Origin of the sequence: Pedococcus sp. NPDC057267, from assembly GCF_042668795.1 — a bacterium.
In the GTDB taxonomy this organism is placed as follows: domain Bacteria; phylum Actinomycetota; class Actinomycetes; order Actinomycetales; family Dermatophilaceae; genus Pedococcus.
Map to the genome: position 1 here is coordinate 34,465 of NZ_JBHUYG010000007.1, position 23,149 is coordinate 57,613.

Annotated in this window: 21 protein-coding genes and 3 riboswitches; of the genes, 17 read left to right on the forward strand and 4 right to left on the reverse strand. The window is 73.3% G+C overall.

The genetic code is table 11. The annotated features are described in order from the left end of the window. Positions 1-61 precede the first annotated feature (61 nt). A riboswitch (cobalamin riboswitch) is annotated at positions 62-151 on the reverse strand. Between the two features lie 59 nt (positions 152-210). The 3 genes from ACFUC1_RS03215 to ACFUC1_RS03225 are packed head-to-tail and all read left to right on the forward strand — an operon-like array spanning position 211 to position 3,613. Further along, positions 211-1,323, forward strand: a complete 1,113-nt coding sequence (locus tag ACFUC1_RS03215) for a cobalamin biosynthesis protein CobG (protein ID WP_379116548.1) — start codon at positions 211-213, stop codon at positions 1,321-1,323. Continuing rightward, positions 1,320-2,042 (forward strand): precorrin-8X methylmutase, encoded by a 723-nt coding sequence (locus ACFUC1_RS03220; protein ID WP_379116550.1) that lies wholly within the window; start codon positions 1,320-1,322, stop codon positions 2,040-2,042. Before ACFUC1_RS03215 ends, ACFUC1_RS03220 begins: the two co-directional genes overlap by 4 nt. Positions 2,043-2,047: 5 nt before the next feature. Beyond that, positions 2,048-3,613: a precorrin-2 C(20)-methyltransferase gene (locus ACFUC1_RS03225; protein ID WP_379116552.1), complete on the forward strand. Its 1,566-nt coding sequence runs from the start codon at positions 2,048-2,050 to the stop codon at positions 3,611-3,613. A 22-nt stretch (positions 3,614-3,635) separates the two neighbouring features. Here the strand turns inward: ACFUC1_RS03225 and ACFUC1_RS03230 are convergent, their stop codons facing one another. The 3 genes from ACFUC1_RS03230 to cbiE form a co-directional block, all read right to left on the reverse strand. After that, complete coding sequence (locus ACFUC1_RS03230; RefSeq protein ID WP_379116554.1) at positions 3,636-4,667, reverse strand: HoxN/HupN/NixA family nickel/cobalt transporter; 1,032 nt, start codon at positions 4,665-4,667, stop codon at positions 3,636-3,638. 267 nt (positions 4,668-4,934) lie between these two features. Beyond that, on the reverse strand, positions 4,935-5,690 hold the full coding sequence (locus ACFUC1_RS03235; RefSeq protein ID WP_379116556.1) for a cobalt-precorrin-4/precorrin-4 C(11)-methyltransferase: 756 nt from the start codon (positions 5,688-5,690) through the stop codon (positions 4,935-4,937). Continuing rightward, positions 5,687-6,970, reverse strand: coding sequence for a precorrin-6y C5,15-methyltransferase (decarboxylating) subunit CbiE (gene cbiE / locus ACFUC1_RS03240; RefSeq protein WP_379116558.1), 1,284 nt, complete (start codon positions 6,968-6,970; stop codon positions 5,687-5,689). Before cbiE ends, ACFUC1_RS03235 begins: the two co-directional genes overlap by 4 nt. A 6-nt stretch (positions 6,971-6,976) precedes the next feature. Continuing rightward, a riboswitch (cobalamin riboswitch) is annotated at positions 6,977-7,103 on the forward strand. Between the two features lie 64 nt (positions 7,104-7,167). On the opposite strand from cbiE, the gene ACFUC1_RS03245 reads away from it, so the two are divergent. Genes ACFUC1_RS03245 through cbiB form a run of 7 tightly spaced genes read left to right on the forward strand, consistent with a single transcriptional unit; the run spans position 7,168 to position 15,791 of the window. Beyond that, entirely contained in the window at positions 7,168-9,207 is a 2,040-nt protein-coding gene (locus ACFUC1_RS03245; protein WP_379116560.1) for a magnesium chelatase subunit D family protein, read from the forward strand. Then, complete coding sequence (gene cobO / locus ACFUC1_RS03250) at positions 9,207-9,821, forward strand: cob(I)yrinic acid a,c-diamide adenosyltransferase (RefSeq protein ID WP_379116562.1); 615 nt, start codon at positions 9,207-9,209, stop codon at positions 9,819-9,821. Before ACFUC1_RS03245 ends, cobO begins: the two co-directional genes overlap by 1 nt. After that, positions 9,818-12,451, forward strand: coding sequence for a cobyrinate a,c-diamide synthase (locus ACFUC1_RS03255; protein ID WP_379116564.1), 2,634 nt, complete (start codon positions 9,818-9,820; stop codon positions 12,449-12,451). Before cobO ends, ACFUC1_RS03255 begins: the two co-directional genes overlap by 4 nt. After that, the gene (gene cobA, locus ACFUC1_RS03260) at positions 12,448-13,467 is read left to right on the forward strand and encodes a uroporphyrinogen-III C-methyltransferase (RefSeq protein WP_379116566.1); all 1,020 of its coding nucleotides are present in this window, start codon (positions 12,448-12,450) and stop codon (positions 13,465-13,467) included. The genes ACFUC1_RS03255 and cobA overlap by 4 nt, the downstream gene beginning before the upstream one ends. Continuing rightward, complete coding sequence (locus ACFUC1_RS03265; RefSeq protein WP_379116568.1) at positions 13,464-14,252, forward strand: adenosylcobinamide-GDP ribazoletransferase; 789 nt, start codon at positions 13,464-13,466, stop codon at positions 14,250-14,252. The genes cobA and ACFUC1_RS03265 overlap by 4 nt, the downstream gene beginning before the upstream one ends. A 43-nt stretch (positions 14,253-14,295) precedes the next feature. After that, positions 14,296-14,841: a bifunctional adenosylcobinamide kinase/adenosylcobinamide-phosphate guanylyltransferase gene (locus ACFUC1_RS03270; protein WP_379116570.1), complete on the forward strand. Its 546-nt coding sequence runs from the start codon at positions 14,296-14,298 to the stop codon at positions 14,839-14,841. Then, entirely contained in the window at positions 14,838-15,791 is a 954-nt protein-coding gene (gene cbiB / locus ACFUC1_RS03275; protein WP_379116572.1) for an adenosylcobinamide-phosphate synthase CbiB, read from the forward strand. Before ACFUC1_RS03270 ends, cbiB begins: the two co-directional genes overlap by 4 nt. On the opposite strand, the gene ACFUC1_RS03280 is transcribed toward cbiB, so the two are convergent. Beyond that, positions 15,736-16,482 (reverse strand): cobalt-precorrin-6A reductase, encoded by a 747-nt coding sequence (locus tag ACFUC1_RS03280; RefSeq protein WP_379116574.1) that lies wholly within the window; start codon positions 16,480-16,482, stop codon positions 15,736-15,738. The genes cbiB and ACFUC1_RS03280 overlap by 56 nt on opposite strands. Positions 16,483-16,650: 168 nt before the next feature. Continuing rightward, a riboswitch (TPP riboswitch) is annotated at positions 16,651-16,762 on the forward strand. Here ACFUC1_RS03280 and thiE point away from each other — a divergent pair. The 7 genes from thiE (at position 16,757) to thiC (ending at position 22,909) form a co-directional block, all read left to right on the forward strand. After that, positions 16,757-17,449, forward strand: coding sequence for a thiamine phosphate synthase (gene thiE, locus ACFUC1_RS03285; RefSeq protein WP_379116577.1), 693 nt, complete (start codon positions 16,757-16,759; stop codon positions 17,447-17,449). It overlaps the preceding riboswitch by 6 nt. Further along, positions 17,446-18,609, forward strand: coding sequence for a glycine oxidase ThiO (gene thiO / locus ACFUC1_RS03290; RefSeq protein WP_379116580.1), 1,164 nt, complete (start codon positions 17,446-17,448; stop codon positions 18,607-18,609). Before thiE ends, thiO begins: the two co-directional genes overlap by 4 nt. Positions 18,610-18,661: 52 nt before the next feature. Beyond that, positions 18,662-18,862: a sulfur carrier protein ThiS gene (thiS, locus tag ACFUC1_RS03295; protein WP_379116583.1), complete on the forward strand. Its 201-nt coding sequence runs from the start codon at positions 18,662-18,664 to the stop codon at positions 18,860-18,862. 1 nt (position 18,863) lies between these two features. Next, positions 18,864-19,688, forward strand: a complete 825-nt coding sequence (locus ACFUC1_RS03300; RefSeq protein ID WP_379116585.1) for a thiazole synthase — start codon at positions 18,864-18,866, stop codon at positions 19,686-19,688. Between the two features lie 26 nt (positions 19,689-19,714). After that, a complete protein-coding gene (locus ACFUC1_RS03305) occupies positions 19,715-20,338 on the forward strand; it encodes a thiamine phosphate synthase (RefSeq protein ID WP_379116588.1) in 624 nt (207 codons plus the stop codon). Further along, positions 20,335-21,180, forward strand: a complete 846-nt coding sequence (gene thiD / locus ACFUC1_RS03310) for a bifunctional hydroxymethylpyrimidine kinase/phosphomethylpyrimidine kinase (protein ID WP_379116590.1) — start codon at positions 20,335-20,337, stop codon at positions 21,178-21,180. The genes ACFUC1_RS03305 and thiD overlap by 4 nt, the downstream gene beginning before the upstream one ends. A gap of 1 nt (position 21,181) precedes the next feature. Then, positions 21,182-22,909: a phosphomethylpyrimidine synthase ThiC gene (gene thiC / locus ACFUC1_RS03315; RefSeq protein ID WP_379116592.1), complete on the forward strand. Its 1,728-nt coding sequence runs from the start codon at positions 21,182-21,184 to the stop codon at positions 22,907-22,909. Positions 22,910-23,149 lie beyond the last annotated feature (240 nt).

The following is a 23,149-nucleotide window of genomic DNA, read 5'->3' on the forward strand; positions in this document are numbered from 1 at the left end:
CCGGACGTCCGCGCTCCGGCTGCTGAGGGGCCGCGCCCTGGTCCGGGGGCGGCGGCGCCGACGGCGTTCCTGGCTTCCCACACGGACAGGCCGAGGGGTCACAGTGGCGGGACCGTCCCGGACTCGCACCGGGTTCCGCCGTGCGGCACCGCGCCCACCCTATCCGGACCGCTGGCACCGGCCCGGCACCAGCGATCTATGCTCGCCAGCGTGGAGACGAGCGGGCGCGCAGGTGTGGGGGCGATCGCCCGGGGCGCTCGCGCCGACCGGTGCCCGGGCTTGGCACGCCCGTTCACGGCGCAGGACGGTGCCTTGGTCCGCGTGCGCGTCCCCGGCGGCAGACTGGCCGTCGCCGCCATCACCGACCTGCTGGCGATCGCGGCCGACCACGGGGCCCCGGTGCTCCAGCTGACGACCCGCGGCAGCCTGCAGCTGCGGGCACTGCCGGACCCGCTCCCCGCCGACCTGGTCACCCGGCTCGAGGCCACGGGACTGTTTCCCTCGCCCTCACACGAGCTGGCCCGCAACATCATCGCCTCACCCCGCCGCGACGACCTCGCATCCCTCGTGGCCGAGCTCGACACATCCCTGGTCGCCGATGCCGAGCTCGCCGCCCTACCGGGACGCTTCCTCTTCGCCGTCGGCGGGGTCGGCGACGGCGTCCTCGGCGAACCGTGGGACATCGCCTACGAGGCCATCGACGACCACGGGGGGAGGGTGCTCGCCGGCTCCTTTGCCGTGGAGGTCAGTCGGCGCGACGCCGCCGCGGAGCTGCTGTCGCGCGCGAGGCTGTTCCTGCGGCACCGCGGTGACGACCGCATCTGGAACGTCCGTGAACTGCCCGCCAGAGGCCCCGTCTTCGCAGGCATGACCCCTTACGCTGCGTCGGCCGCGTCCCCCGACCTGCCTGGCGCGGTCGGGGACGACCTCGTCGCAGGGGTTCCCCTGGGTCTGCTCCGAGCGCCGCACGTGGCGGCCCTGTCCAAGGTGAGCGAGTACGTCACCCTCACCCCCTGGCGGTCGCTGGTGGTGGCCGGGGGTGCCGTCCACGCTGCCGGGCTGGCGTCGGCGGGGCTCGTGACGACTCCACGGTCCCCTTGGGCGCGGCTGTCCGCGTGCGTGGGCGCGCCCTCGTGCGGCGCCACGACCTCGCGCACCCTGGACCTGACCGCGGCCGCCGCCGCCGTGCTGCCTGCCACCGGCCCCAGGCTGCACGTCGTGGGCTGCGAACGCAGGTGCGGCCGGCCCTCCGGCGAGCACGTGGCAGTGGTGGCACCCCGCAGCGTGAGGGACATCGTCGTCGACGCAGGAGCAGACTCGTGACCCGACCGCCCAGGACCCCGGTTGGCCCAGGACCGCGAACGCCCGCACCTGTCGAGGCGCCGCCGACACGGCGGTACGACTACCTGACCGACGGCGATGAGATCTACCGCCGGTCCTTCGGGATGATCCGCGACCGAGCGGACCTGTCCGCGCTGCCCGCAGACCTTGCGACCGTGGCCACCCGGGTCATCCACGCCTGTGGCGACGTCGGGGTCGTCACCGACCTCGCCGCCTCGCGCGACGTCGTCCACGCGGCGCGGACCGCCCTGGAGGCTGGCGCTCCGGTGCTCACCGACTCGCTGATGCTGGCACACGGCGTCACCCGACGGCGGCTGCCCGCCGACAACGAGGTGGTGTGCACCCTGCGCGAGCCCGAGGTGCCCGAACTGGCCCGTGCCTGGTCGACGACCCGGGCGGCGGCTGCGGTCTCGCTGTGGGGCGACCGCCTCGACGGTGCCGTGGTTGCGATCGGCAACGCCCCGACCGCCCTGTTCCACCTGCTCGAGCTGGTCCTCGACGGAGCGCCCCGTCCGGCCGCTGTGGTCGGGATGCCGGTGGGGTTCGTCGGCTCCGCCGAGTCCAAGGTGGCACTCGCCGAGCACGTCCTGCCCGATGGCACGCAGCTTCCGTGGATCGTCGTGCACGGCCACCGCGGCGGCTCGGCGATGGCTGCTGCGACGGTGAACGCCTTGGCGACCCGGTCCGAGCTCGCTCGGTGAAGGCGATGGATCGAGTTCCGCCCGGCCGTCTCTACGGGGTCGGTGTGGGCCCCGGCGACCCCGAGCTCATCACGCGGAAGGCAGCGCGGCTCATCGGGGAAGCCGACGTCATCGCCTACCACGCGGGCACACGACGCGCCTCGATCGCCCGCACCATCGCCGACGAGCTGATCACCCCCGGCACCATCGAGGTCGAACTGCGGTACCCGGTCACCACCGGGGACGTGAAGCACCCGGCCGGGTACCACGGGTGGCTCGCGGAGTTCTACGAGGACTGCGCCACCCGTCTGGCGGTGCACCTGACCGCGGGCCGCACCGTCGTCGTCCTCGCCGAGGGCGACCCGATGTTCTACGGCTCCTTCATGTACCTCCACGACCGGCTCTCCGACCGCTTCCGGACCGAGGTCGTGCCGGGGGTCACGGCCCTGTCGGGAGCCACCGCCGTGGCGGCCCAGACGCTGGCGCGGCACGAGGACGTCCTCACGGTGCTGCCAGGGACGCTGCCAGTGCCCGAGCTGGCCCGCCGACTGGCAGACACGGAGGCAGCCGTCGTCATGAAGCTGGGCCGCACCTTCGCCGGGGTGCGCGAGGCGCTCCGCCAGGCAGGGCTGCTCGAGCGAGCCATCTACGTCGAGCGCGCCACCCGTGACGGCCAGCGCATCATGCCCGTCGCCGAGGTGGACGCCGACACAGTCCCCTACATGTCGATCGTCGTGGTGCCCGGGCAGGACCGCCGTGCCGACTCGGCGGGCCGCGCCGGACCGTTGGGCACCTCGGCCACGGCGACGCCCCCGCTTCCGCGGCCGCGCGACCCCTCCAGTGGGGACCCTCGCCCCGGCACGGTCCACGTCGTCGGGCTCGGCCCCGGCCCGGACAGGTGGATGACCCCTGACGCGAGAGCGGTGCTGGAGCACGTCGCCCACGTGGTGGGCTACGGGCCGTATGTCGACCGGGTTCCGCAGCGGGAGGGCCTGCGGCGCCACGCGAGCGGCAACACCGTCGAGGTGGACCGCGCGCGCCTGTCCCTCGAGCTGGCCCGCGCGGGCGAGGACGTGGCCGTCGTGTCCGGCGGTGACGCCGGGATCTTCGGCATGGCCTCGGCCGTGTTCGAGGCGGCGCAGGACGAGCGGTATGCCGCCGTGCCGGTGGAAGTGCACCCGGGCGTCACCGCCGCCACCGCGGCGGCCGCGCTGGCCGGCGCACCACTGGGTGCCGACTGGTCGATGATGTCGTTGTCGGACCGGCTCAAGCCGTGGGAGGTCATCGAGTCCCGGCTGCTGCACATCGCCGAGGCCGACCTTGTCCTCGCCCTCTACAACCCCCGGTCCCGGTCCCGTCCGGACCTGCTGGCTCGAGCCCGAGAGGTCCTCCTGCAGGTCAGGTCCACGGACACGACCGTGGTCGTCGCCCGTGACGTGGGCCGCCCCGGCGAAGCGCTGGAGGTGACCACTCTCGGCGCCCTCGACCCCGAACAGGTGGACATGACCTGCCTGGTCATCGTCGGCGCGTCCGCCACCAGGGTGACGCCGACCGGCCGGGTCTGGACGCCGCGCTTCGTCCCGCACGCGTGATTCGACGCCCAGCCCGTCGGCCTCAGCCCTGCTCCGGCTCGGTGGCCCAGCGCTCCTCCACCCGCGCCAGTCGCCAGTACCCCACGGCGACCGCCCAGACCACCACGAACAGCCCGACGACGACGAAGCCGATGCTGCCGAGATCCACGTCCGCCACCCAGTTCATGGCCCACGAGTCGAGGCCGAACCGCTCGTGGAGGACGGACAGCAGCTCGACCGACCCGATGACGACGGCGACCGCCACGGACAACCCGGTGACCGCCAGGTTGTAGTAGATCTTCCGAACGGGGTGAGCGAAGGCCCAGTCGTAGGCGACGGTCATGAAGACGCCGTCCAGGAAGTCGAGCAACGACATCCCGGCTGCGAACAGCAGCGGCAGGACGAGGACGGCGTACCAGGGTAGTCCTGAGGCGGCCCCCGTCCCCGCCAGCACGAGCAGGGCAACCTCGGAGGCGGTGTCGAAGCCGAGTCCGAACAGCATCCCCAGCGGCAGCATCTGCCACGGATGCCGGATCGCCCTGCCGACCCGGCCCAGCAGCCGGCTGAGGAAGCCGCGGGCGTCGAGGTGCCGCTCAAGCGCCAGCTCGTCGAGGACGCCGTGGCGCATGCCACGGAACAGGCGCCAGATCCCGACCAGGGCGACGAGGTTGAGCAGGCCGATGAGGACGAGGAAACCACCGGACACCAAGGTGCCGATGGTGCTGAGCACGACGTGGACGGTCGAGTCGTCACCGGTCAGGTAGACGGCGGCGCGCGCGCCGAGAGCCATCAGGGCCGTGAGGACGAACACCATGCCCGAGTGGCCCATGGCGAACCAGAACCCGACCGACTTGGGTCGCCCACCCCCAGCCATCAGCTTGCGGGTCGTGTTGTCGATCGCCGCGATGTGGTCCGCGTCGAAGGCGTGCCGCAGGCCGAAGACGTAGGCCGTGATACCCAGGCCCAGTCCGAACACCTGGCTCCCGACGGTGAGGTGCCGCGGGGCGATCAGGAAGACCAGCAGCCCGAAGCCGACGACGTGCATGAGGAGGATGACGGCACCGTATGACGCCACCGGGGCCCAGTCCTCACCACCCCAGCGAGGGCGACACGGGTTCGCCGCCGCGCCTTCGGCGGGGCTCGGCACGGGCTGGCGGGCAGGTGGTGACGGGGGCGTCGAGGCCAAGGCCCATCCTCCTCGGGACGGAAACGGCGGTGTGGGCGAGGCGACCGGACTCGCCCCCTCACGCTCGAGGAGGACCACCGTTGCGGGACAGTGCCGGGATCACACCGGACTTCGCTCGGACCACAGGCCCGACGGCGCCGGGCACTGGCCGGGAGGCTACACCGTCGGGAAGGGCGTCCGTCCGCGGCTGGAGTAGAGGTGCGAGTCGACGAACCCTTCCGCGGCCAGCGCCCAGCCGACGATGATGACGGCCGCCTGGCGCAGCTCGTGCGACTCGACCTGGTCCGCGATGTCGGCGAGCGTCCCGCGCAGGATGAGCTCGGCCGGCTGGCTGACCTGCGACCCCACGACCACGGGGCAGTCGGCGCCGTAGTGCTCGGCGAGCTCGTCAGCCAGCCGGCGGGTGTGCCGCACCGCCAGGTGGAGCACCAGCGTCGCGCTCGTGGCGGCGAACGACCCCAGCGCCTCCCCTGACGGCATCGCGGTGGAGTCGCGCTGGGCGCGGGTGAGGACCACCGACTGGGCCACCTCCGGGACGGTGAGCTCACGCCCCACTGCGGCCGCAGTCGCGGCATACGCACTGACCCCGGGAGTGACGTCCCAGGGCACGCCCGCGCGATCGAGCCGACGCGCCTGCTCGGCCACTGCCGAGTAGACCGACGGGTCACCCGAGCACAGGCGGGCGACGTCCCAGCCCTCGTTCGTGGCTCGGACCAGGTGCTCGGTGATGGCGTCGAGGTCCAGGTGCTGGGTGTCGATGAGCTCCGCGTCGGCGGGACAGTGCGACAGGACCTCCGCGTCGAGGTAGGTCCCGGCGTACAGGCACATCCTGCTGGTGGCGATCAGGCGGACTGCGCGCAGGGTGAGCAGGTCCGCAGCGCCTGGCCCCGCGCCGATGAAGTGGACGGTCATGTCTCCACCGACCGTGCGTCTGGGGAAGGTGCGGTGGGCCCCACGAGCGGCTTGGTAGCGCTCCACTGCACCACGGGCCGGGACGGGGTCCAGGAGAGGTGCGCCCCCAGTGGCTGGGCGTGCTCCACGCTGATCCGGGTCAGCCGGCCGCCGAAGCGCGAGCACGCGGCGACGATCACCGCTTCCGTCCCCAGGGTCACGGCGTGCGCGACCATTCGGCCACCCGGGAGCAGCCTCTCCCACGCGCGCTCGACGACGTCGGCGGTGAGCCCTCCGCCGACGAAGACCGCGTCGGGCGGTTCCAGCGCGGCAATGGCCGCCGCGGCCTCCGCGGTGACGACCTCCACGTCGGTTGCGGCCCCGAGCGCGTCGGCGTTGCCTCGGATGCGCTGGGCGCGGGACGGGTCGCGTTCGACCGCGGTCGCCCTCGCCCTGCGGGCGGCCAGAACCCACTCGATGCCCACGGCGCCCGAGCCGGCACCCAGGTCCCAGAGGTGGGCGCCGGGGGTGGGGCGCAGGCTCGCCAGTGCCGAGGCGCGCAGGTCGCGCTTGGTGATCTGTCCGTCGTTGTCGAAGGCCGACTCAGGACGTCCGGGGACCGGTCCCGCCGGCCGAGCCAGCGCGCCCACGGGGTCGACCTGGACACAGAGGAGGACGAGGTCAGGGGTGGGCGTGGGATCCCAGAGCTCGGCGGTGGCGCTCCGGCCCCCCTCGTCCGGGCCCCCCAGGTGCCACCAGGCGGTCACCGTCGAGGCACCACAGCCGGCCTCGCGCAGGAGCTCGGCCACGGCCGCGGGCGTCGACCCGTCGGAGCACAGGACGACCAGGCGCTCGCCGGGGTCGAGGTGGCGGCGAATCGTCGCGAGCGACCGACCCACGACGGAGACCACCGTGGTGGTCTCCGTCGACCAGCCCATCCGGGCCCGGGCGAGGACGGGCGAGGGCAGCGCCGGGTGGACCCGGACCGCTTCCGCACCCAACAGGTGCACCAAGGTGGTCCCGATGCCGGAGGTGAGCGGGTCGCCGCTGGCGAGGGCGACGACCGCGTCGTCGGCCGGCTCTCCCGCCTCCGCGACCGCCTCGAGCTGCCTGGCGAGGAACTCCGGCAGGGTCGGCACCAGCGGCCGTGGCCACTGCGCCCGGACCTGTCCGTGGACCGCCGGCACCAACGCGAGGTGTCGCGGAGCGCCGAGCAGCACCCGGGCTCTCGCCACGAGGCGTTGCAGGGGCTCCGGCAGCTCGGCGAAGCCGCCGTCGCCCAGGCCCACGACGTTGATCACGCGCAGGATCCTATGTGACATGATGACGCGCGACGCGGGGCGTGGAATTCGGTGTGAGTCCGAAGCGGTCCCGCCACTGTGAGCGACGGGTGAGCCCGTCGTGAGCCAGGACGTCGGCCCGCGTCACGCCCGCCCGGACCCCCGGTCGGGACGTCTTGCGACCGGCGAGCGTGGTCACTCGCCAGGAGGTCACGCGCGTGCCCCACTACCCCTTCTCCGCCATCGTCGGTGCCGATGACATGGCGCTCGCCCTGGTACTCACGACGGTGGCCCCCGACGTCGGGGGGGTACTGGTCCGCGGCGAGAAGGGAACCGCGAAGTCGACCATGGTGCGCGCCCTCGCCGAGGTGCTGCCTGCGCAGAGGGTCGTCACCGGCTGCCGCTTCGGGTGCGACCCACGCCACCCGGACCCCGGCTGCCCTGACGGCCCGCACCCGGGCGACACACCGGCACACGACCGGCCTGCACGGCTCGTCGAACTGCCCGTCGGCGCCACGGAGGACCGGGTCATCGGGTCACTGGACCTGTCCCGCGCCCTGGGAGCCGGTGAGACCGCGTTCGACCCTGGCCTGCTCGCCGCGGCACACCGGGGGATCCTGTACGTCGACGAGGTGAACCTGCTCCACGACCACTTGGTCGACCTCCTGCTCGATGCTGCGGCCATGGGCCGCAACACGGTGGAGCGCGATGGTGTGTCGATGTCGCACGCAGCCCGCATCGTGCTGGTCGGGACGATGAATCCCGAGGAGGGGGAGCTGCGTCCCCAGCTCCTGGACCGTTTCGGCCTGACCGTCGAGGTGGCCGCATCACGCGAACCGTCCGAGCGCGCCGAGGTCGTCCGGCGTCGGCTCGCCTTCGACGCCGACCCCGACACGTTCTCCGGGTCGTATGCCGCCGAGCAGGCGGTCCTGCGCGACCGGATCCGTCGCGCCCAGGAGGCCCTGCCCGCGGTGCGTCTCTCCGAGTGGGCGCTGACCACGATCGCCACCGTCTGCGCCGGCTTCGACGTCGACGGGATGCGCGCCGACCTGGTGACCGCACGTGCCGCCCGGGCCCACGCCGCCTGGGACGGCCGCACGGAGGTGACCCGAGAGGACATCCGTGCCGCCGCTCGCCTCGCGCTGCCACACCGACGACGACGCAACCCCTTCGATGCCCCGGGGCTGGACGAGGACCTGCTCGACGCCCTCCTCGGCGACGAAGCCCCGGACGACGACCCCGAGCCGGACGGCCCACCCCCACGCGACACCGGAGACGGGCCCGACGACTCGCAGACGCAGGACCCCGGCCGGTCGGACCACGCAGGCCCTGACTCCCCCACGGGCGCGACCCCGGGCGCCGACCCGCAGGTCGGCGACCAGTCGGAGCCGGACGCCGGGGCGGAGGAGGTACCCGAACCGGTTCCTGCCCCTTTGCCGTCCGCCACGGCCGTGGCCGAGGCGCACGACCCGTACAGGGCCCGGCGGCTCCAGGTGCGCGGCACCGGGCAGGGCGAACCGGGACGACGCAGCCGCGCCATCACCTCCTGGGGTCGCACGGTCGGCGCCAGTTCGGGCGGCGAGGGCCGGATCCACCTGCCTGCGACGATCGCGGCCGCCGCCCCCCACCAGGGCCGTCGAGGCCGCACCGGCCCACTCCTCCTGCACGCCCAGGACCTAAGACACCGGATCACCCAGGGACGCGAGGCCAACCTGGTCCTGCTCGTGGTGGACGCGTCCGGGTCCATGGGCGCCAGGCAGCGGATGGCCGAGGTCAAGACCGCTGTGCTGAGCCTGCTGCTCGACGCCTACCGGGGCCGCGACCGGGTGGGCGTGGTCACCTTCCGAGGGGACGATGCCAGCCTCGCACTGCCGCCGACCTCCTCCGTGGAGGCCGCCGCCCGGTGCCTCACGGACCTGCCGCACGGCGGACGCACCCCACTCGCCGAGGGCCTGCGCACCGCGGCACGCGTCCTGGAGCTCGAACGGATCCGGGACCCGCGCCGGCGACCATTGCTCGTGCTGGTGACCGACGGTCGCGCCACCAGCGGTGCGGACGCGCTCGCGCGGGTTCGTTGGGTGGCCGACCGGTGGCGCTCGATGGGCGTCGACGCCGTCGTCGTCGACTGCGAGGCGGGCCGGTTCCGGATGGGACTGGCCGCCGATCTCGCCCGGCGCATGGGCGCTGAGCACATTCCGCTGGGCGAGGTCGCAGCCGCGAGCCTCGTCGCCCTCATCACCGAGAGGAACGCCGCCTGATGGTGCAAGGACAGACGCCGGTCGCTGCCGACGACGGCCTCACCACCCGCCAGCGCCGCACGAGCCCGCTGCTCATCGTCCACAGCGGTGCGGGCAAGGGAAAGTCGACAGCGGCTTTCGGCCTCGCCCTGCGGGGGTGGAACCAGGGGTGGTCCATCGGGGTCTTCCAGTTCGTGAAGTCGGCCAAGTGGAGGATCGGCGAGGAAGCCGCCCTGTTGGCGCTGGACGAGGTGCACCACTCGACCGGCCGTGGCGGCCCCGTCGAGTGGCACAAGATGGGCTCCGGGTGGTCGTGGTCGCGCAAGAGCGGCACGGTTGAGGACCACGCTGCCGCCGCCCGCGAGGGTTGGGCAGAGATCAAACGACGACTGGCGACGGAACAGCACACCCTGTACGTCCTGGACGAGTTCACCTACCCCCTCAAGTGGGGCTGGATCGACGTCGACGACGTCGTCTCGACGCTGCAGTCACGCCCGGGCTACCAGCACGTGGTGGTCACCGGCCGCGACCCCGAGCCCCGGCTGCTCGCGGTCGCCGACGTCGCGACGGAGATGACCAAGCTCGCGCACCCGTTCGACCGCGGCCAGAAGGGCCAGAGGGGCATCGAGTGGTGAGGGTCCCCCGACTCGTCGTGGCCGCCCCCGCCTCCGGGCAGGGCAAGACGACCGTGGCCGTCGGCATCATGGCCGCGCTGACCCGTCAGGGGTACGCCGTGGCGCCCGCCAAGGCCGGCCCCGACTACATCGACCCCGGCTACCACGCGTTGGCCACCGGCCGCCCCGGCCGGAACCTCGACCCTTGGCTCACCTCACCCGAGCTCGTGGTGCCGCTGCTGCTGCACGGCTTCCAGAGCCCAGCGCCGGCCGACATCGCCGTCGTCGAGGGCGTGATGGGGCTGTTCGACGGCCAGCTCGGCCGGGCGGGGTTCGCCTCCACGGCCCACGTCGCGACCCTCACCAGCTCGCCGGTCCTGCTCGTCGTCGACATCTCCTCGGCCTCGCGCACGGTGGCCGCGACGGTCCACGGGCTCCGGACCTTCGACCCGGGCGTCGACGTCGTGGGCGTGGTCCTCAACAAGGCCGGAAGTCCCCGGCACGCGGTCGAAGTGCGTCAGGCCGTCGAGGCCACGGGCCTGCCCGTGCTCGGGGTCCTGCCTCGGGACGCGGGGGTCACGGCACCCTCGCGGCACCTGGGCCTGGTCCCCGCTGCGGAGCGGCAGGAGGCCGCGGCCGGGCTCGAGCGGCTCGCCGAGCAGACGGCGGCACGCCTCGACCTCGACGCCATCCTGGAACTGGCCCGGCGGGCTCCGGACCTCCCCGGCGTCGCGTGGTCCCCAGCCGCCGCGCTGCACGGTGCAGGCGAACCGAGCCGGCTGCCGCAGCCATCCCAGGCCGGGCCGCGGCCGGTCGTCGCCGTTGCGGGCGGACGGGCATTCACCTTCCGGTACGCCGAGACCGACGAGCTGTTGCGCGCCGCCGGGTGCGAACCTGTCGTCTTCGACCCCGCAACCGACGCGTCCCTTCCGCCGGGAACGAGCGGTCTCTACCTCGGCGGCGGCTTCCCGGAGGTGCACGCAGCCGCCCTGTGCGCCAACACCCGTCTGCTCGGGGAGGTGCGCGACGCGATCGCCGCCGGCCTGCCGACGGTGGCCGAGTGCGCGGGTCTGCTCTACCTCTCGCAGGCCCTCGACGACCGGCCCATGGTCGGGGCAGTACCAGCCACTGCCGCCATGCATCCCCGTCTGACGCTGCGCTACACCGTTGCCCGGCTACCCGTGGACGGGCTCCTCGGTCCGAGCGGCACCGAGGTGAACGCGCACGAGTTCCACCACACCGCGACCAGTCCCCACGCCGGCCCCGTTGCCGCGTGGACTGTTGACGGCACGGCCCAGGGCTTCGCCCTCGACCCGGCGCGTACCGGCCAGCCGACCCTGCACGCGTCCTACCTCCACGTCCACTGGGCCGGCAACCCCGCACTGGCAGGGTCGTTCGCCGAGGCCGTGCACACGTGCGCTGCCACCCCCTCGGCCGGCACCGCCCCGTCGGCGGCCACAGCCCCCACGGGCGCCGCCGCGGGTGCGACCCCCTCGGCCCACGTCGAGTCGTGCGACGAGGCCCGCGCAGGTGCTGCCCACCCCACGTACGACCTCGACCACCACGGCGACGCGGAGCTGCGGGACGCCCCGGAGCTGGTCGACCTCGCGGTCAACGTTCGGGTCTCCTCCCCACCGACCTGGCTGTCAGACACCATCCGCGGCACGACCAGTCGACTTGCCGCCTACCCTGATGTCGCCGCGGCACGCGCTGCCGTCGCCCGCCGGCACGGCGTCCCCGAGGAGATGGTCCTGCTCACCAACGGCGGGGCAGAGGCCTTCACGCTGCTGGCCCGTGCGGTCGAGGGCCGGCACCCGTTGGTGGTCCACCCGCAGTTCACCGAGCCCGAGGCTGCGCTGCGCCGCGCGGGGCGGGAGCCCGACCGGCTCGTCCTGCGGGCCGAGTCGGGCTTCAGCCTGGACCCGGCCCTCGTGGACCCGCGCGCAGACCTGGTTCTCGTCGGCAACCCCACCAACCCCACCGGTGTCGTGCACCCCCGAGCCACCCTGGAGGCCCTGCGGACCAGCGGCCGGGTGCTCGTCGTCGACGAGGCATTCGCGGACGCCATACCCGGCGAACGGGAGAGCCTCATGGGACCGGATCTCCACGGCGTGCTGCTCCTGCGCTCACTCACGAAGACCTGGGGTGTCGCGGGGCTGCGAGCCGGCTACGTCGTCGGCGACCCGGACCTGGTCGCCTCCATGAGGGACCAGCAACCGGCGTGGCCCGTGTCCACGCCGGCAGCCGCCGTCATGACCGCCACCTCGACGCCCCGGGCGCTGGCCGAGGCGGCACGGGCCGCGGAGGAAGCGGGTCGGCACCGCACCCACCTTGTCCGCGCGCTGGAGGCAGCCGGCCTGCGCCCCGTTCCGGGCGAGGCGCCCTTCGTCCTCCTCCCCGTCGGTCCGGGGGTGCGGGAGGCCCTGCGTGCCAAGGGTTTTGCCGTCCGACGGGGGGACACGTTCCCGGGCCTGGACGCCGGCTGGATCCGCATCGCGGTTCGCGACCCGGCGACCAGTGACGCCTTCGTGGAGGCGCTCACCCACGTCGTGGGCCGGATCGGTCGCGGCACGTCCGCGGCCGTCCGTCTTCCATCACCGCTCCCGTCGGGCGTGGTGTCATCACCCGCTCCCTCGGAGGTGACTGCATGAGGCTGACCGTCCCCTCGGCGGGGGCCAGGGTGCTCGTGCACACCCCCGGCCCCCGGATCGCCGAGACCGTCCACGGACTCCTCGACCAGGGGGCGACCGTTGCTCTCCGGGTGGACTCGTCCTCGGCCGGCGGCGTTGTCGCCGATCTGGCCTCCCGGCGCCTGGTGACGTTCGACCCAGATGCCGACTTCGACGCATACGACCTTGTCCTGCGCGACCCGTGGGGGCAGCCCGGCGCCGCCACCGACGAGCACGATTCCCCCGCCGGCGCACGGGCGACCGCCGGGCGCGTCGTGCTCGTCGGCGGCGGGCCGGGAGACCCGGGGCTGCTCACGCTCGCCGGCATGTCGGCGCTGCAGGCCGCCGACGTCGTCGTGTGCGACCGACTGGCACCGCTCGGACTGCTCGACACCCTCGACCCGGGCGTCGAGGTCATCCACGTCGGCAAGATCCCACGCGGCGAGTTCACCCCTCAGGAGCGCATCAACGCCATCCTCGTCGAGCAGGCACGAGCCGGACGAACGGTGGTGCGGCTCAAGGGTGGCGACAGCTTCGTGTTCGGTCGCGGGGGCGAGGAGTGGAACGCCTGCATCGAGGCTGGGATCCCGGTCAGCGTCATCCCTGGCGTCACGAGCTCGATCGCGGGCCCTGCGCTCGCCGGAATCCCCGTGACGCACCGCGAGCTCGCGCAGGGCTTCGTCGTCGTGTCCGGCCACGTGGGCCCGCAGGACACCCGGGGGTCGGTCGACTGGGGGGCCGTCGCCCGCACCGGCCTGACGATCGTTGTCCTGATGGGTGTCGCCAATCTCGAACCCCTCGCCAGAGCCCTCGTGGCCAACGGCGTGGACCCGCGGACACCCGCCGCGTGTGTCGCCGATGCCGGGCTGGCGACCCAGCGGGTCGTCCGCGCCACCGTCGCAGACCTCGCTGCCGCCGTTGCCGACGCCGACCTGCGGCCACCCGCCGTGACCGTGATCGGTCACGCCGTCGCGGCACTCGCCGCTCCCCGGCCGTGACCACCCTGCGCCCTCTGGGGGACGGCCTGCGACTCGCCGTCGGCACACTCACCATCGTTCCGGTCGGGCGGCTGCGCCCCGTCACCCCGTCGGTGGCCCGCTGGGCCATGCTGCTCGCACCCGTCGCGGCGCTCCCGCTGGGCATGGGGACGCTGGTCGTCGCCGGGGCGGGACGCCTGGCGCAGCTTCCGGGCCTCGTCACCGCCGGTCTCCTCCTGGCCCTCCTGGGGTGGGGTACCCGGGCAATGCACTGGGACGGCCTGGCAGACACCGCTGACGGCCTTGCCGCCTCCTGGGATCGCGAGCGCGCCCTGGACATCATGCGTCGCGGCGACGCCGGTCCGGTTGCGGTCGGGGTGCTGGGCACCGTGCTCCTGCTCGACGCCGCCGCCCTCGCAGCGTTGGTCGACCGCCCGCGGGGTGTGTGGGTCGCCGCCGTGGCCGTCGTCACCGCCCGGGTCGCATGTGCCCTCACCGGCAGCACCTTGCTGCGTGCGGCGCGCGCGGACGGGCTCGGCGTGGGCGTCGCACGATCCGTACCCCCGGCCGGCTCCCTCGCGGCCCTTGTCGGGGTCGCAGTCCTCGTCAGCGCCGTGGGGACCCTCGCGGCAGTCCCGTGGTGGCGGTCCGCCCTGGCGGTGGCGGGCGCTGCCGCTGCGGTGGTCCTGCTCCTGTGGCGGTGCACCCGCTCATTGGGCGGTGTGACCGGCGACGTCATGGGCGCCTGCATCGAGGTGGCCCAGTGCGTGCTGCTCGTGGTGCTGTGCTCTGGAACCTCGGCGTGACGGAGAAGGCAATGAGGGCAGCAACCGCGAACCGGGGATCCGCATGAGGACGTTGGTGCTGGGCGGGATCCGGTCGGGCAAGTCCGCTGTCGCCGAGGGGCTCGTGGCCGTCGAGGCGACCGGCCACGGTTCTGCGGTCACCTACGTCGCCACCGGACCTCGCCACGACGACCCCGACTGGGCCGAGCGGATCGCCGCCCACCAGCGCCGTCGACCGTCCTCCTGGCGCACGATCGAATCGACCGACCTGCCCGCGACGCTCGCCGGCCTGGAGGGCCCCGCTGTCGTCGACTGCCTCGGTACCTGGCTCACCGCCCAGCTGGACGACCTCGATGTCTGGGACGCCCCACGCTCCCGCTGGGAGCCCGTGCTCGACGACCGCCTGACCGGCTTGGCCGAGGCCGTCGAACGGCATCGGCACCCCCTGGTCCTGATCTCCAACGAGGTCGGGCTGGCCCTGGTCCCAGACAACCGTGCGGGCCGGATCTTCGCCGACTGGCTGGGGTTCACCAACCAGCGGGTGGCCGCGGCCTGCGACGCCGTGCAGCTCGTCGTCGCGGGGCAGGCGCTCCCGGTGAAGCAGCCGTGAGGCCCGACGACATCACGGCCGGACTGGTCCTCGGGTATGCCGCGGACCTCCTTCTCGGCGATCCGCGGCGTGGCCATCCCGTCGCCGCGTTCGGTCGCGCCGCCGAGCTTCTCGAACGACACACGTATGCCCCGCGCCGCTCCCGTGGTGTGGTGCACGAGGCGGTCCTCGTCGGCGGCGTCGTGGTCCTCGGGCACGGCCTGAACCGCCTACCGCCCGCGGGCAAGGTCGTGGCCGTGGCCGTGACCACCTGGGTCGTCCTGGGAGGCCGGTCCCTGAGCCGGGAAGCGCAGGCGATGCAGACCCTCCTGCACGAGGGAGACCTCGACGGGGCCAGGGTGCGCATCCGAAACCTTGTCGGGCGTGATCCCTCGGCGCTCGATGCCGACGAGCTGGCCCGTGCCTGCGTCGAGTCGGTCGCCGAGAACGGCTCCGATGCCGTGGTCGCACCCCTCGTGTGGGGCGCCGTGGCGGGGCTGCCCGGCATGCTCGGCTACCGGGCCGTCAACACCCTCGACGCCATGGTCGGTCACCGGTCGCCCAGGTACCGCGAGTTCGGTTGGGCCGCAGCACGGTTCGACGACGTCCTCAACTGGCTGCCGGCCTCGGTCACGGTAGCCGCCACCGCCCTCGCGACCGGGTCACGACGGGGTGCCCGCCACACGTTTGCCGTGGTGCGTCGGGATGCCCCGGCGCACCCGAGTCCCAACGCCGGCCGCGTCGAGGCGGCTTTCGCCGCGGCCCTGGGCCGTCAGCTGGGCGGCCGAAACGACTACGACGGGGTCGCCGAGGACCGCGGTCGGCTGGGGGACGGACCGGCGGTCACAGCGGAGGACATCGACCACGCAAGGGCACTGCAGCACCGGATCGGCTTGATCAGCCTCCTGGGCGTCGTCAGTGCTCGGCTCCTGCTGCGAGCAGTCGTTCCACGCATGCGCCCACGGAGGTGACCTCTGCCGCACCCGGCAGGGTGGGCGGCCGGGACAGGACCACGACCGGGATGCCGAGCCGACCCGCGGCGTCGAGCTTTGCCGAGGTGTACGAGCCGCCCGAGTCCTTGGTGAGCACGACGTCGACGTCGTGGGCACGCAGCAGTTCCAGCTCGCCGTCCAAGGTGTAGGGGCCGCGATCCTCGATGACCGTCCACCGGTCGGGGGGCGCCACCTCCAGGCGCTCCACCACCCGGACGAGCGCTGCGCGGTCGGTCCACGACGCGAACGCGCCGAGAGTCTGGCGCCCGCTGGAGATGAAGGGCCGACGGCCCAGCCGCTCGGCCGTGGCGCGCATCGCCGGGAGAGTCGGCACCCACCGCCACGATGCGGCGTCGGGGCGGCCGCCCCACCCCGGGCGGCTGAGCCGAAGCACCGGCACGCCCGTCGCGCACCCTGCACGGACGGCATTGGCAGACATGCCGGCTGCGAACGGGTGGGTGGCGTCGACGATGTGTGTCACGCGCGCGTCGGCGACGTACCGGGCGAGGCCGTCCGCCCCACCGAACCCGCCGATCCGTACCGGCCCGACCGGCAGTCGAGGGCGCGAGACTCGCCCGGCCAAGGAGGACTCGAAGACGATCCCGGCAGCGTCGAGGGCCACCGCGAGGGCACGCGCCTCGGCCGTACCGCCCAGCACGAGTACGCGCACGGGGACGATGGTACGACGCCGAGGCGCGACGCTCCGGCTCGGGTCCGCAGTGTTTGCACCGCGACCCTGACCTGCGGGCGACGGTGCCCCAGCGCGGTCCGGCCTCGGCAACCCCACCCCTCGTGAGACAGCGGTTGCGGAACCGGGAGGGGGTGCGGTTACTCTCTCGGTGACCTTCACGGGAGTCCGGCGCACCGGGCTGAGAGGGGGCTGACGCGGCCCTGACCGTTCACACCTGATCCGGATCATGCCGGCGCAGGGAGTCAGGAGTCCGATGCCAGCACCAGCGTTCGAGCCAGCCCCGACCACCGCCGCGGGTCCTGCCGCCGTTCCCCGCCTGCACGTGCTCACGGACACCCGCGGCGACCGCGACCCCCTCCCGTGCGTGGCAGGAGCCCTGCGGGCGGCCCACGCACTCGGGGTCCCGATCGCGGTGCAGGTGCGCCACAAGTCGGCGACGGACCGCGAGCTGCTCGAGCTGACCCGGCGTGTCGTTGCGATGGTCGCCGAGGCTGGGCCACCACGGTGCTGGGTGGTCGTCGACGACCGCGTCGACGTGGCGCTGGCGGCGGCCGCCGATGGTGTGCACCTGGGTGCCCACGACCTTCCCGTCGAGGTCGCGCGGCGTCTCGGGGGCGACCGCCTGGTCATCGGGGGAACGGCGAGGGAACCGGCGAGCGCGAGAGCCCTGACAGGCGCCGGGGCCGGGTACCTCGGCGTCGGCCCCTGCTTCGCGACGAGCACCAAGGACGGACTTCCGGCTCCGCTGGGTGTGCACCTGCTGGGCGAGGTCGCGCGGCAGGCCAGCGTGCCGGTCATCGCGATCGGGGGGGTGGACGTCGCGCGTGCGGCGGCCCTGGTCCGCGCCGGGGCCCACGGCGTCGCCGTCGTCTCGGCGGTGTCGGAGGCTGCCGACCCTCAGGCAGCCACTGCCCGTCTCCTGGAAGCGGTGACGGTATGCCGGTGACCCGGGTGGCCGTCGTCGGTGGCGGCGTGGTGGGCCTGAGCTGCGCGTGGTGGCTCGCGCGCAGTGGGTGCTCTGTCGACGTCGTGGACCCCGCACCGGGACAGGGGGCCTCGTACGCCGCCGCCGGCATGCTCGCACCACTCAGCGAGGTGGTGCCGACCGAGGACCACGTGCTGCGCTTCGGCCTGCACTCGCTGCAGCTGTGGCCGGCGTTCGCGGAGGCGCTGGAGACCGACTGGGGGTCGGGGATCGGCCTGCGACGCGGCGGCACGCTCCTGGTCGCACACGACGTGGGGGACGCCGAGGAGCTCCAGCGGTTCGCGACCCTCCTGGCCCGGGAAGGGTTCGAGGCCACCTGCCTGGGATCCAGGGCCGTCCGGGACCTGGAGCCTGCCTTGTCACCACGCGTCGTGTCCGGGCTGCACCTGCGCGGGGAGCACAGCGTGGACAACCGCGCCGTCGTGCGGGCGCTGCTGTCGGCGTGCGCCCGGGCCGGTGTCCGCGTGCACCGGCACGCGGGGTCGCTGGTGCTGGACTGTGACCGGGTCGTCGGCGTGCGGACCGAGAACGGGCTCACCCACGCCGAGGTGGTCGTGGTGGCCGCCGGTCACCGCAGCGACGAGGTCCTCGCCGCCGCCGGGCTGGACGGGGGTCGCCGCCTGGTCCGCTCCGTGAAGGGACAGATCCTGCGGCTCGACGGGACGCCCGGCCTGCTGCGTCACACCGTCCGGGCCCGGGTCGCGGGCGAGCAGGTATACCTCGTCCCGCGCGACAGCGGGGAGGTCGTCGTCGGGGCCACCAGCGAGGACGTCGGGGACGACACCCGGCTCACCGCCGAGGGCATCCACCGGCTCCTGCAGGCGGCTCTGACGGTGGTGCCCGGCCTCGCCGACCACGAGCTCTCCGACGCGGTCGCCCGACTGCGTCCCGCCACACCGGACAACGCCCCCGTGATCGGCCCCACCACCACACCGGGACTGCTCCTGGCCACCGGACACTTCCGCGGCGGGGTCCTCATGGCGCCCGCGACGGCGCACGCGGTCACGGCCCTCGTGCAGGGAGCGCCGACCAGCCCCTTGGTCGAGGCGCTGGCGCCGGCGCGCTTCGGCCGGCCCACGCCCGCAGCGGGCAGGTACGCAACCGCCCTGGACCAGTCGTGACCCCCGACGTCACCGCCGACCCCGTCCCCGACTCCGACTCCGAGGCCACCCCATGACCTTCACGCTCAACGGAAACCCGGCCGACCTGCCGGCAGGGACCACCCTCGCCGACGTGGTCACGCAGCTCGGCCTACCCGACCGAGGCATCGCCCTCGCACTGGACGGCGAGGTCGTCGCGCGCTCCGCCTGGTCGCAGACGCTGGTCCCGGAGTGGGGACGCGTCGACATCGTCACCGCCATGCAGGGAGGCTGAGATGACCGTGGACAGCACCCGCCCCGCCGCCTCGGGCACCGCACATCCGGCACCGGCCGAGGATGCCCTGGTCATCGCCGGGCAGGCCCTCGACGGACGGCTGCTGCTCGGCACCGGCGGCGCCAGCAGCCTGACCGTCGTAGAGCAGATCATCCGGGAGTCCGCGGCGTCGGTGGTCACGGTCGCCATGCGCAGGGTCCCCGCCAGCGGCGCCGGCGGACTGCTGGACGTCCTGCGTCGCGCCGGCGTCCGGATCCTGCCGAACACGGCCGGCTGCTTCACAGCCCGCGAGGCGGTCCTCACGGCCCGGCTGGGTCGCGAGGCCCTGGAGACGGACTGGGTCAAGCTCGAGGTGATCGGCGACGACCGCACGCTCCTGCCGGATGGCCTCGAACTCCTGGACGCCGCGGCCCAGCTGGTCGAGGACGGCTTCACGGTGCTCCCCTACACGACCGACGACGCCGTGCTGGCCGCCCGGCTGGCCGACATCGGGTGCGCCGCGGTGATGCCGCTCGGCTCGCCGATCGGCAGCGGTCTGGGCATCCGCAACCCGCACGCGATCGAGCTGGTACGCGCCGCCGTGGACGTACCCGTCATCCTGGACGCCGGCATCGGCACCGCCTCGGACGCCGCCCTCGCCATGGAGCTGGGCTGCGACGCAGTGCTCGTCGCGAGCGCCGTGACGCGAGCACACGACCCCGTCGCGATGGCCAGGGCGATGAGGTATGCGGTGTGCGCCGGTCGGCAGGCACACCTGGCCGGCCGGATTCCGCGGCGTGAGGTCGCGGTGGCCTCGACGGCGTTCGAGGGGATGGTCGGTCGATGACGGAGCCACGAACCGGATCGGCGCACGTGCCACGTTTCGTGTTGCTCACCGACCGGCAGCTCCTGCCTGTCGGACAAGACCTCGACGAGGCGGTCGGGGCAGCCCTCGGGGGCGGAGTCGACGGGGTCATCCTCCGCGAGCGCGACCTGACGCCCCACGCGCGGGCCCGGACCGGGTCCCGGCTGCGTGCGCTCACCACGGCTCACGGTGCCAGGTTCAGCTGGGCTTGGCCCGTCCCGGGCGAGGGTGAGGCAGGCGACGGAGTGCACCTGCGTGCGCACGACGCGTTCCCGCCGGTGCGCCGCGCCGTCGTGGGACGGTCGTGCCACTGCGCCGAGGACCTACGCAGGGCCGCCGCCGAGGGGTGCGACTACGTGACGGTGTCCCCCGTCGCGCCGACCTCCACCAAACCCGGGTACGGGCCAGCCCTGGGGCCGCGCGGACTGCAGGCGATGCTTCGGGAGGCGGGCTACGGGTCGAGCTCCCCACGGGTCCTGGCGCTCGGTGGCATCCACCCCGAGCTCGTCGCCCCCGTTCTGGACGCGGGCGCCCACGGCATCGCCGTGATGGGGTCCTTGTTGCGACACGACGACATCCGCGCTCGCGCGGGGGCGTTCGCGACATCGCTGTCGGTCACGGGGCTCGCATGACACCGGAACCCACCGCACGAGGCCCCCGGGTCGCGCTGACCATTGCGGGCTCGGACAGCGGAGGCGGAGCTGGCATCCAGGCCGACCTGGCGACCTTTGCCGCCCTCGGCGTCCACGGGACGAGCGCGCTGACCGCGGTGACCGTGCAGGACACGACCGGGGTCCACGGCATACACGCGGTCCCACTGGACGTGGTCCAGGCGCAGCTTGCCTGCGTGACCAGCGACTTCGCGGTGGCGGCGGTCAAGACGGGGATGCTCGGCAGTGTCGACGTGGTTCGCCTCGTAGCCGGGCTGGCCGCACAGGAACGACTGCCGCTGCTCGTTGTCGACCCGGTCGCCATCGCGACCAGTGGTGATCGTCTCACCGGCACCGACGCGCTGCAGGCGATCGCCGCCGAGCTGCTCCCCCAGGCCACCCTCGCGACGCCGAACGTCGAGGAGGCTGCTGCGCTGCTGGGCACCGCGCCCGCCACGTCGCTCGCGGGGCAGCACGAGCACGCCCTCGCGCTGGCCGAGAAGGGCTGCGCGGTCGTGGTGACCGGCGGCGTCGACGGTTACGACCGGGTCGACGTGCTGGCCCGGGACGGGACGACGCACGAGCTTCGCGGACCAGCCATCGCCACACCCAACGACCACGGCACCGGGTGCACGTTCGCCGCCGCCGCCACAGCCGTGCTCGCGAACGGTGGCACCGTCCTGGCTGCGGTCACCGCGGCCCAGCAGTTCGTCCGGGCCGCACTGCACGCCTCCGCCTCCTGGCGACTCGGGCACGGCACCGGTCCCATCAGCCACCTCCTCCCTTCGAGCCCCCAGACCCTCCCCACCGAGCAAGGAGCATGACATGCACGGCAGCGCACGCACCAAGATCTACGTCCCCGGCAGCCGGCCTGACCTGCAGGTCCCCTTCACCCAGGTTGCTCTCTCCGATTCACCCGGACCGGGCGGCCTTCCCGTGGCGAACGAGCCCTTCCGCCTCTACGACACGTCCGGCCCGGGCTCCACGCCGGAGCAGGGCCTGCCGGCACTTCGCACCGAGTGGATCACCGGGCGCGGTGACGTCGAGAGCTACACAGGCCGGGACCGCTCCCTGGCCGACGACGGCCGCTCCGCCCTTCGACGGGGTGCCGCATCCGAAGAGTGGCGCGGCGCACGGCGCGAGCCGTTGCGGGGCATGGAAGGCCGGTGCGTGACCCAGATGCACTACGCGCGTCAGGGCATCGTCACGCCCGAGATGGAGTTCGTCGCGCTGCGCGAGGACTGCGACGTCGAGCTGGTCCGCTCGGAGGTCGCTGCCGGGAGGGCGATCATCCCCGCCAACATCAACCACCCCGAGAGCGAGCCCATGGTGATCGGGCGTGCCTTCCTGGTGAAGGTCAACGCCAACATCGGCAACTCCGCCGTCACCAGCTCCATCGCCGAGGAGGTCGACAAGCTCACCTGGGCCACCCGGTGGGGCGCCGACACCGTGATGGACCTGTCGACGGGCGACGACATCCACACCACGCGGGAGTGGATCGTCCGCAACTCCCCCGTCCCCATCGGCACCGTTCCGATCTACCAGGCGCTGGAGAAGGTCGACGGCGAGGCGCACCGCCTCACCTGGGAGATCTTCCGCGACACCGTCATCGAGCAGTGCGAGCAGGGCGTCGACTACATGACGATCCACGCCGGCGTCCTGCTGCGCTACGTCCCGCTCACGGCGCAGCGGATCACCGGCATCGTGAGCCGCGGCGGGTCCATCATGGCCGGCTGGTGCCTCGCCCACCACGAGGAGAACTTCCTCTACACCCACTTCGACGACCTGTGCGAGATCTTCGCCCGGTACGACGTTGCCTTCAGCCTTGGCGACGGGCTCCGACCAGGCTCCATTGCCGACGCAAATGACGAGGCCCAGCTGTCCGAGCTGCGCACCCTGGCCGAGCTGACCCAGCGGGCTTGGGAGCACGACGTCCAGGTCATGGTCGAGGGCCCCGGCCACGTGCCGCTCAACCTCGTCAAGGAGAACGTCGACCTGCAGCAGGACTGGTGCCACGGCGCGCCGTTCTACACCCTCGGTCCGCTGGCCACCGACATCGCGCCCGGCTACGACCACATCACCTCGGCGATCGGCGCGGCGAACATCGCGTGGCACGGCACCGCGATGCTCTGCTACGTCACCCCCAAGGAGCACTTGGGCCTGCCCAACCGCGACGACGTCAAGACCGGCGTCATCACCTACAAGCTCGCCGCACACTCGGCCGACCTCGCCAAAGGACACCCCGGCGCCCGCGACTGGGACGACGCGCTGTCAAAGGCCAGGTTCGAGTTCCGCTGGGAGGACCAGTTCAACCTCTCCCTCGACCCCGACACCGCACGCGCCTACCACGACGAGACCCTCCCCGCCGAGCCAGCCAAGACTGCCCACTTCTGCTCCATGTGCGGACCCAAGTTCTGCTCGATGCGAATCAGCCAGGACGTGCGCCGTTACGCGGCGGAGCACGTGGTCGACTCCAGTCCGGTCGAGGAGGGGATGGACGCGAAGTCGCGCGAGTTCCTCGAGCTCGGCGCGTCGGTCTACCTGGCGCCCTGAACAGCCCAGGGTGACCGCCGGCCGAGCAGGCCGATGCGGTACGCCGCGTGGTCACATGCGCCCGCACTCTCGACCAGCATGAGGGCGCACAGGCCATGCAGACGATGCTGCGGGACGCCCACTCTCCGAGTGAGACGCACACTTCGCTGCATGCAGCGGCATGGAGTGCATGCGACAGCTTGTGCCACACCGGGGGCACACGCCAGAGGGTCACATGACAAGACACCCTGTCCATCCTGC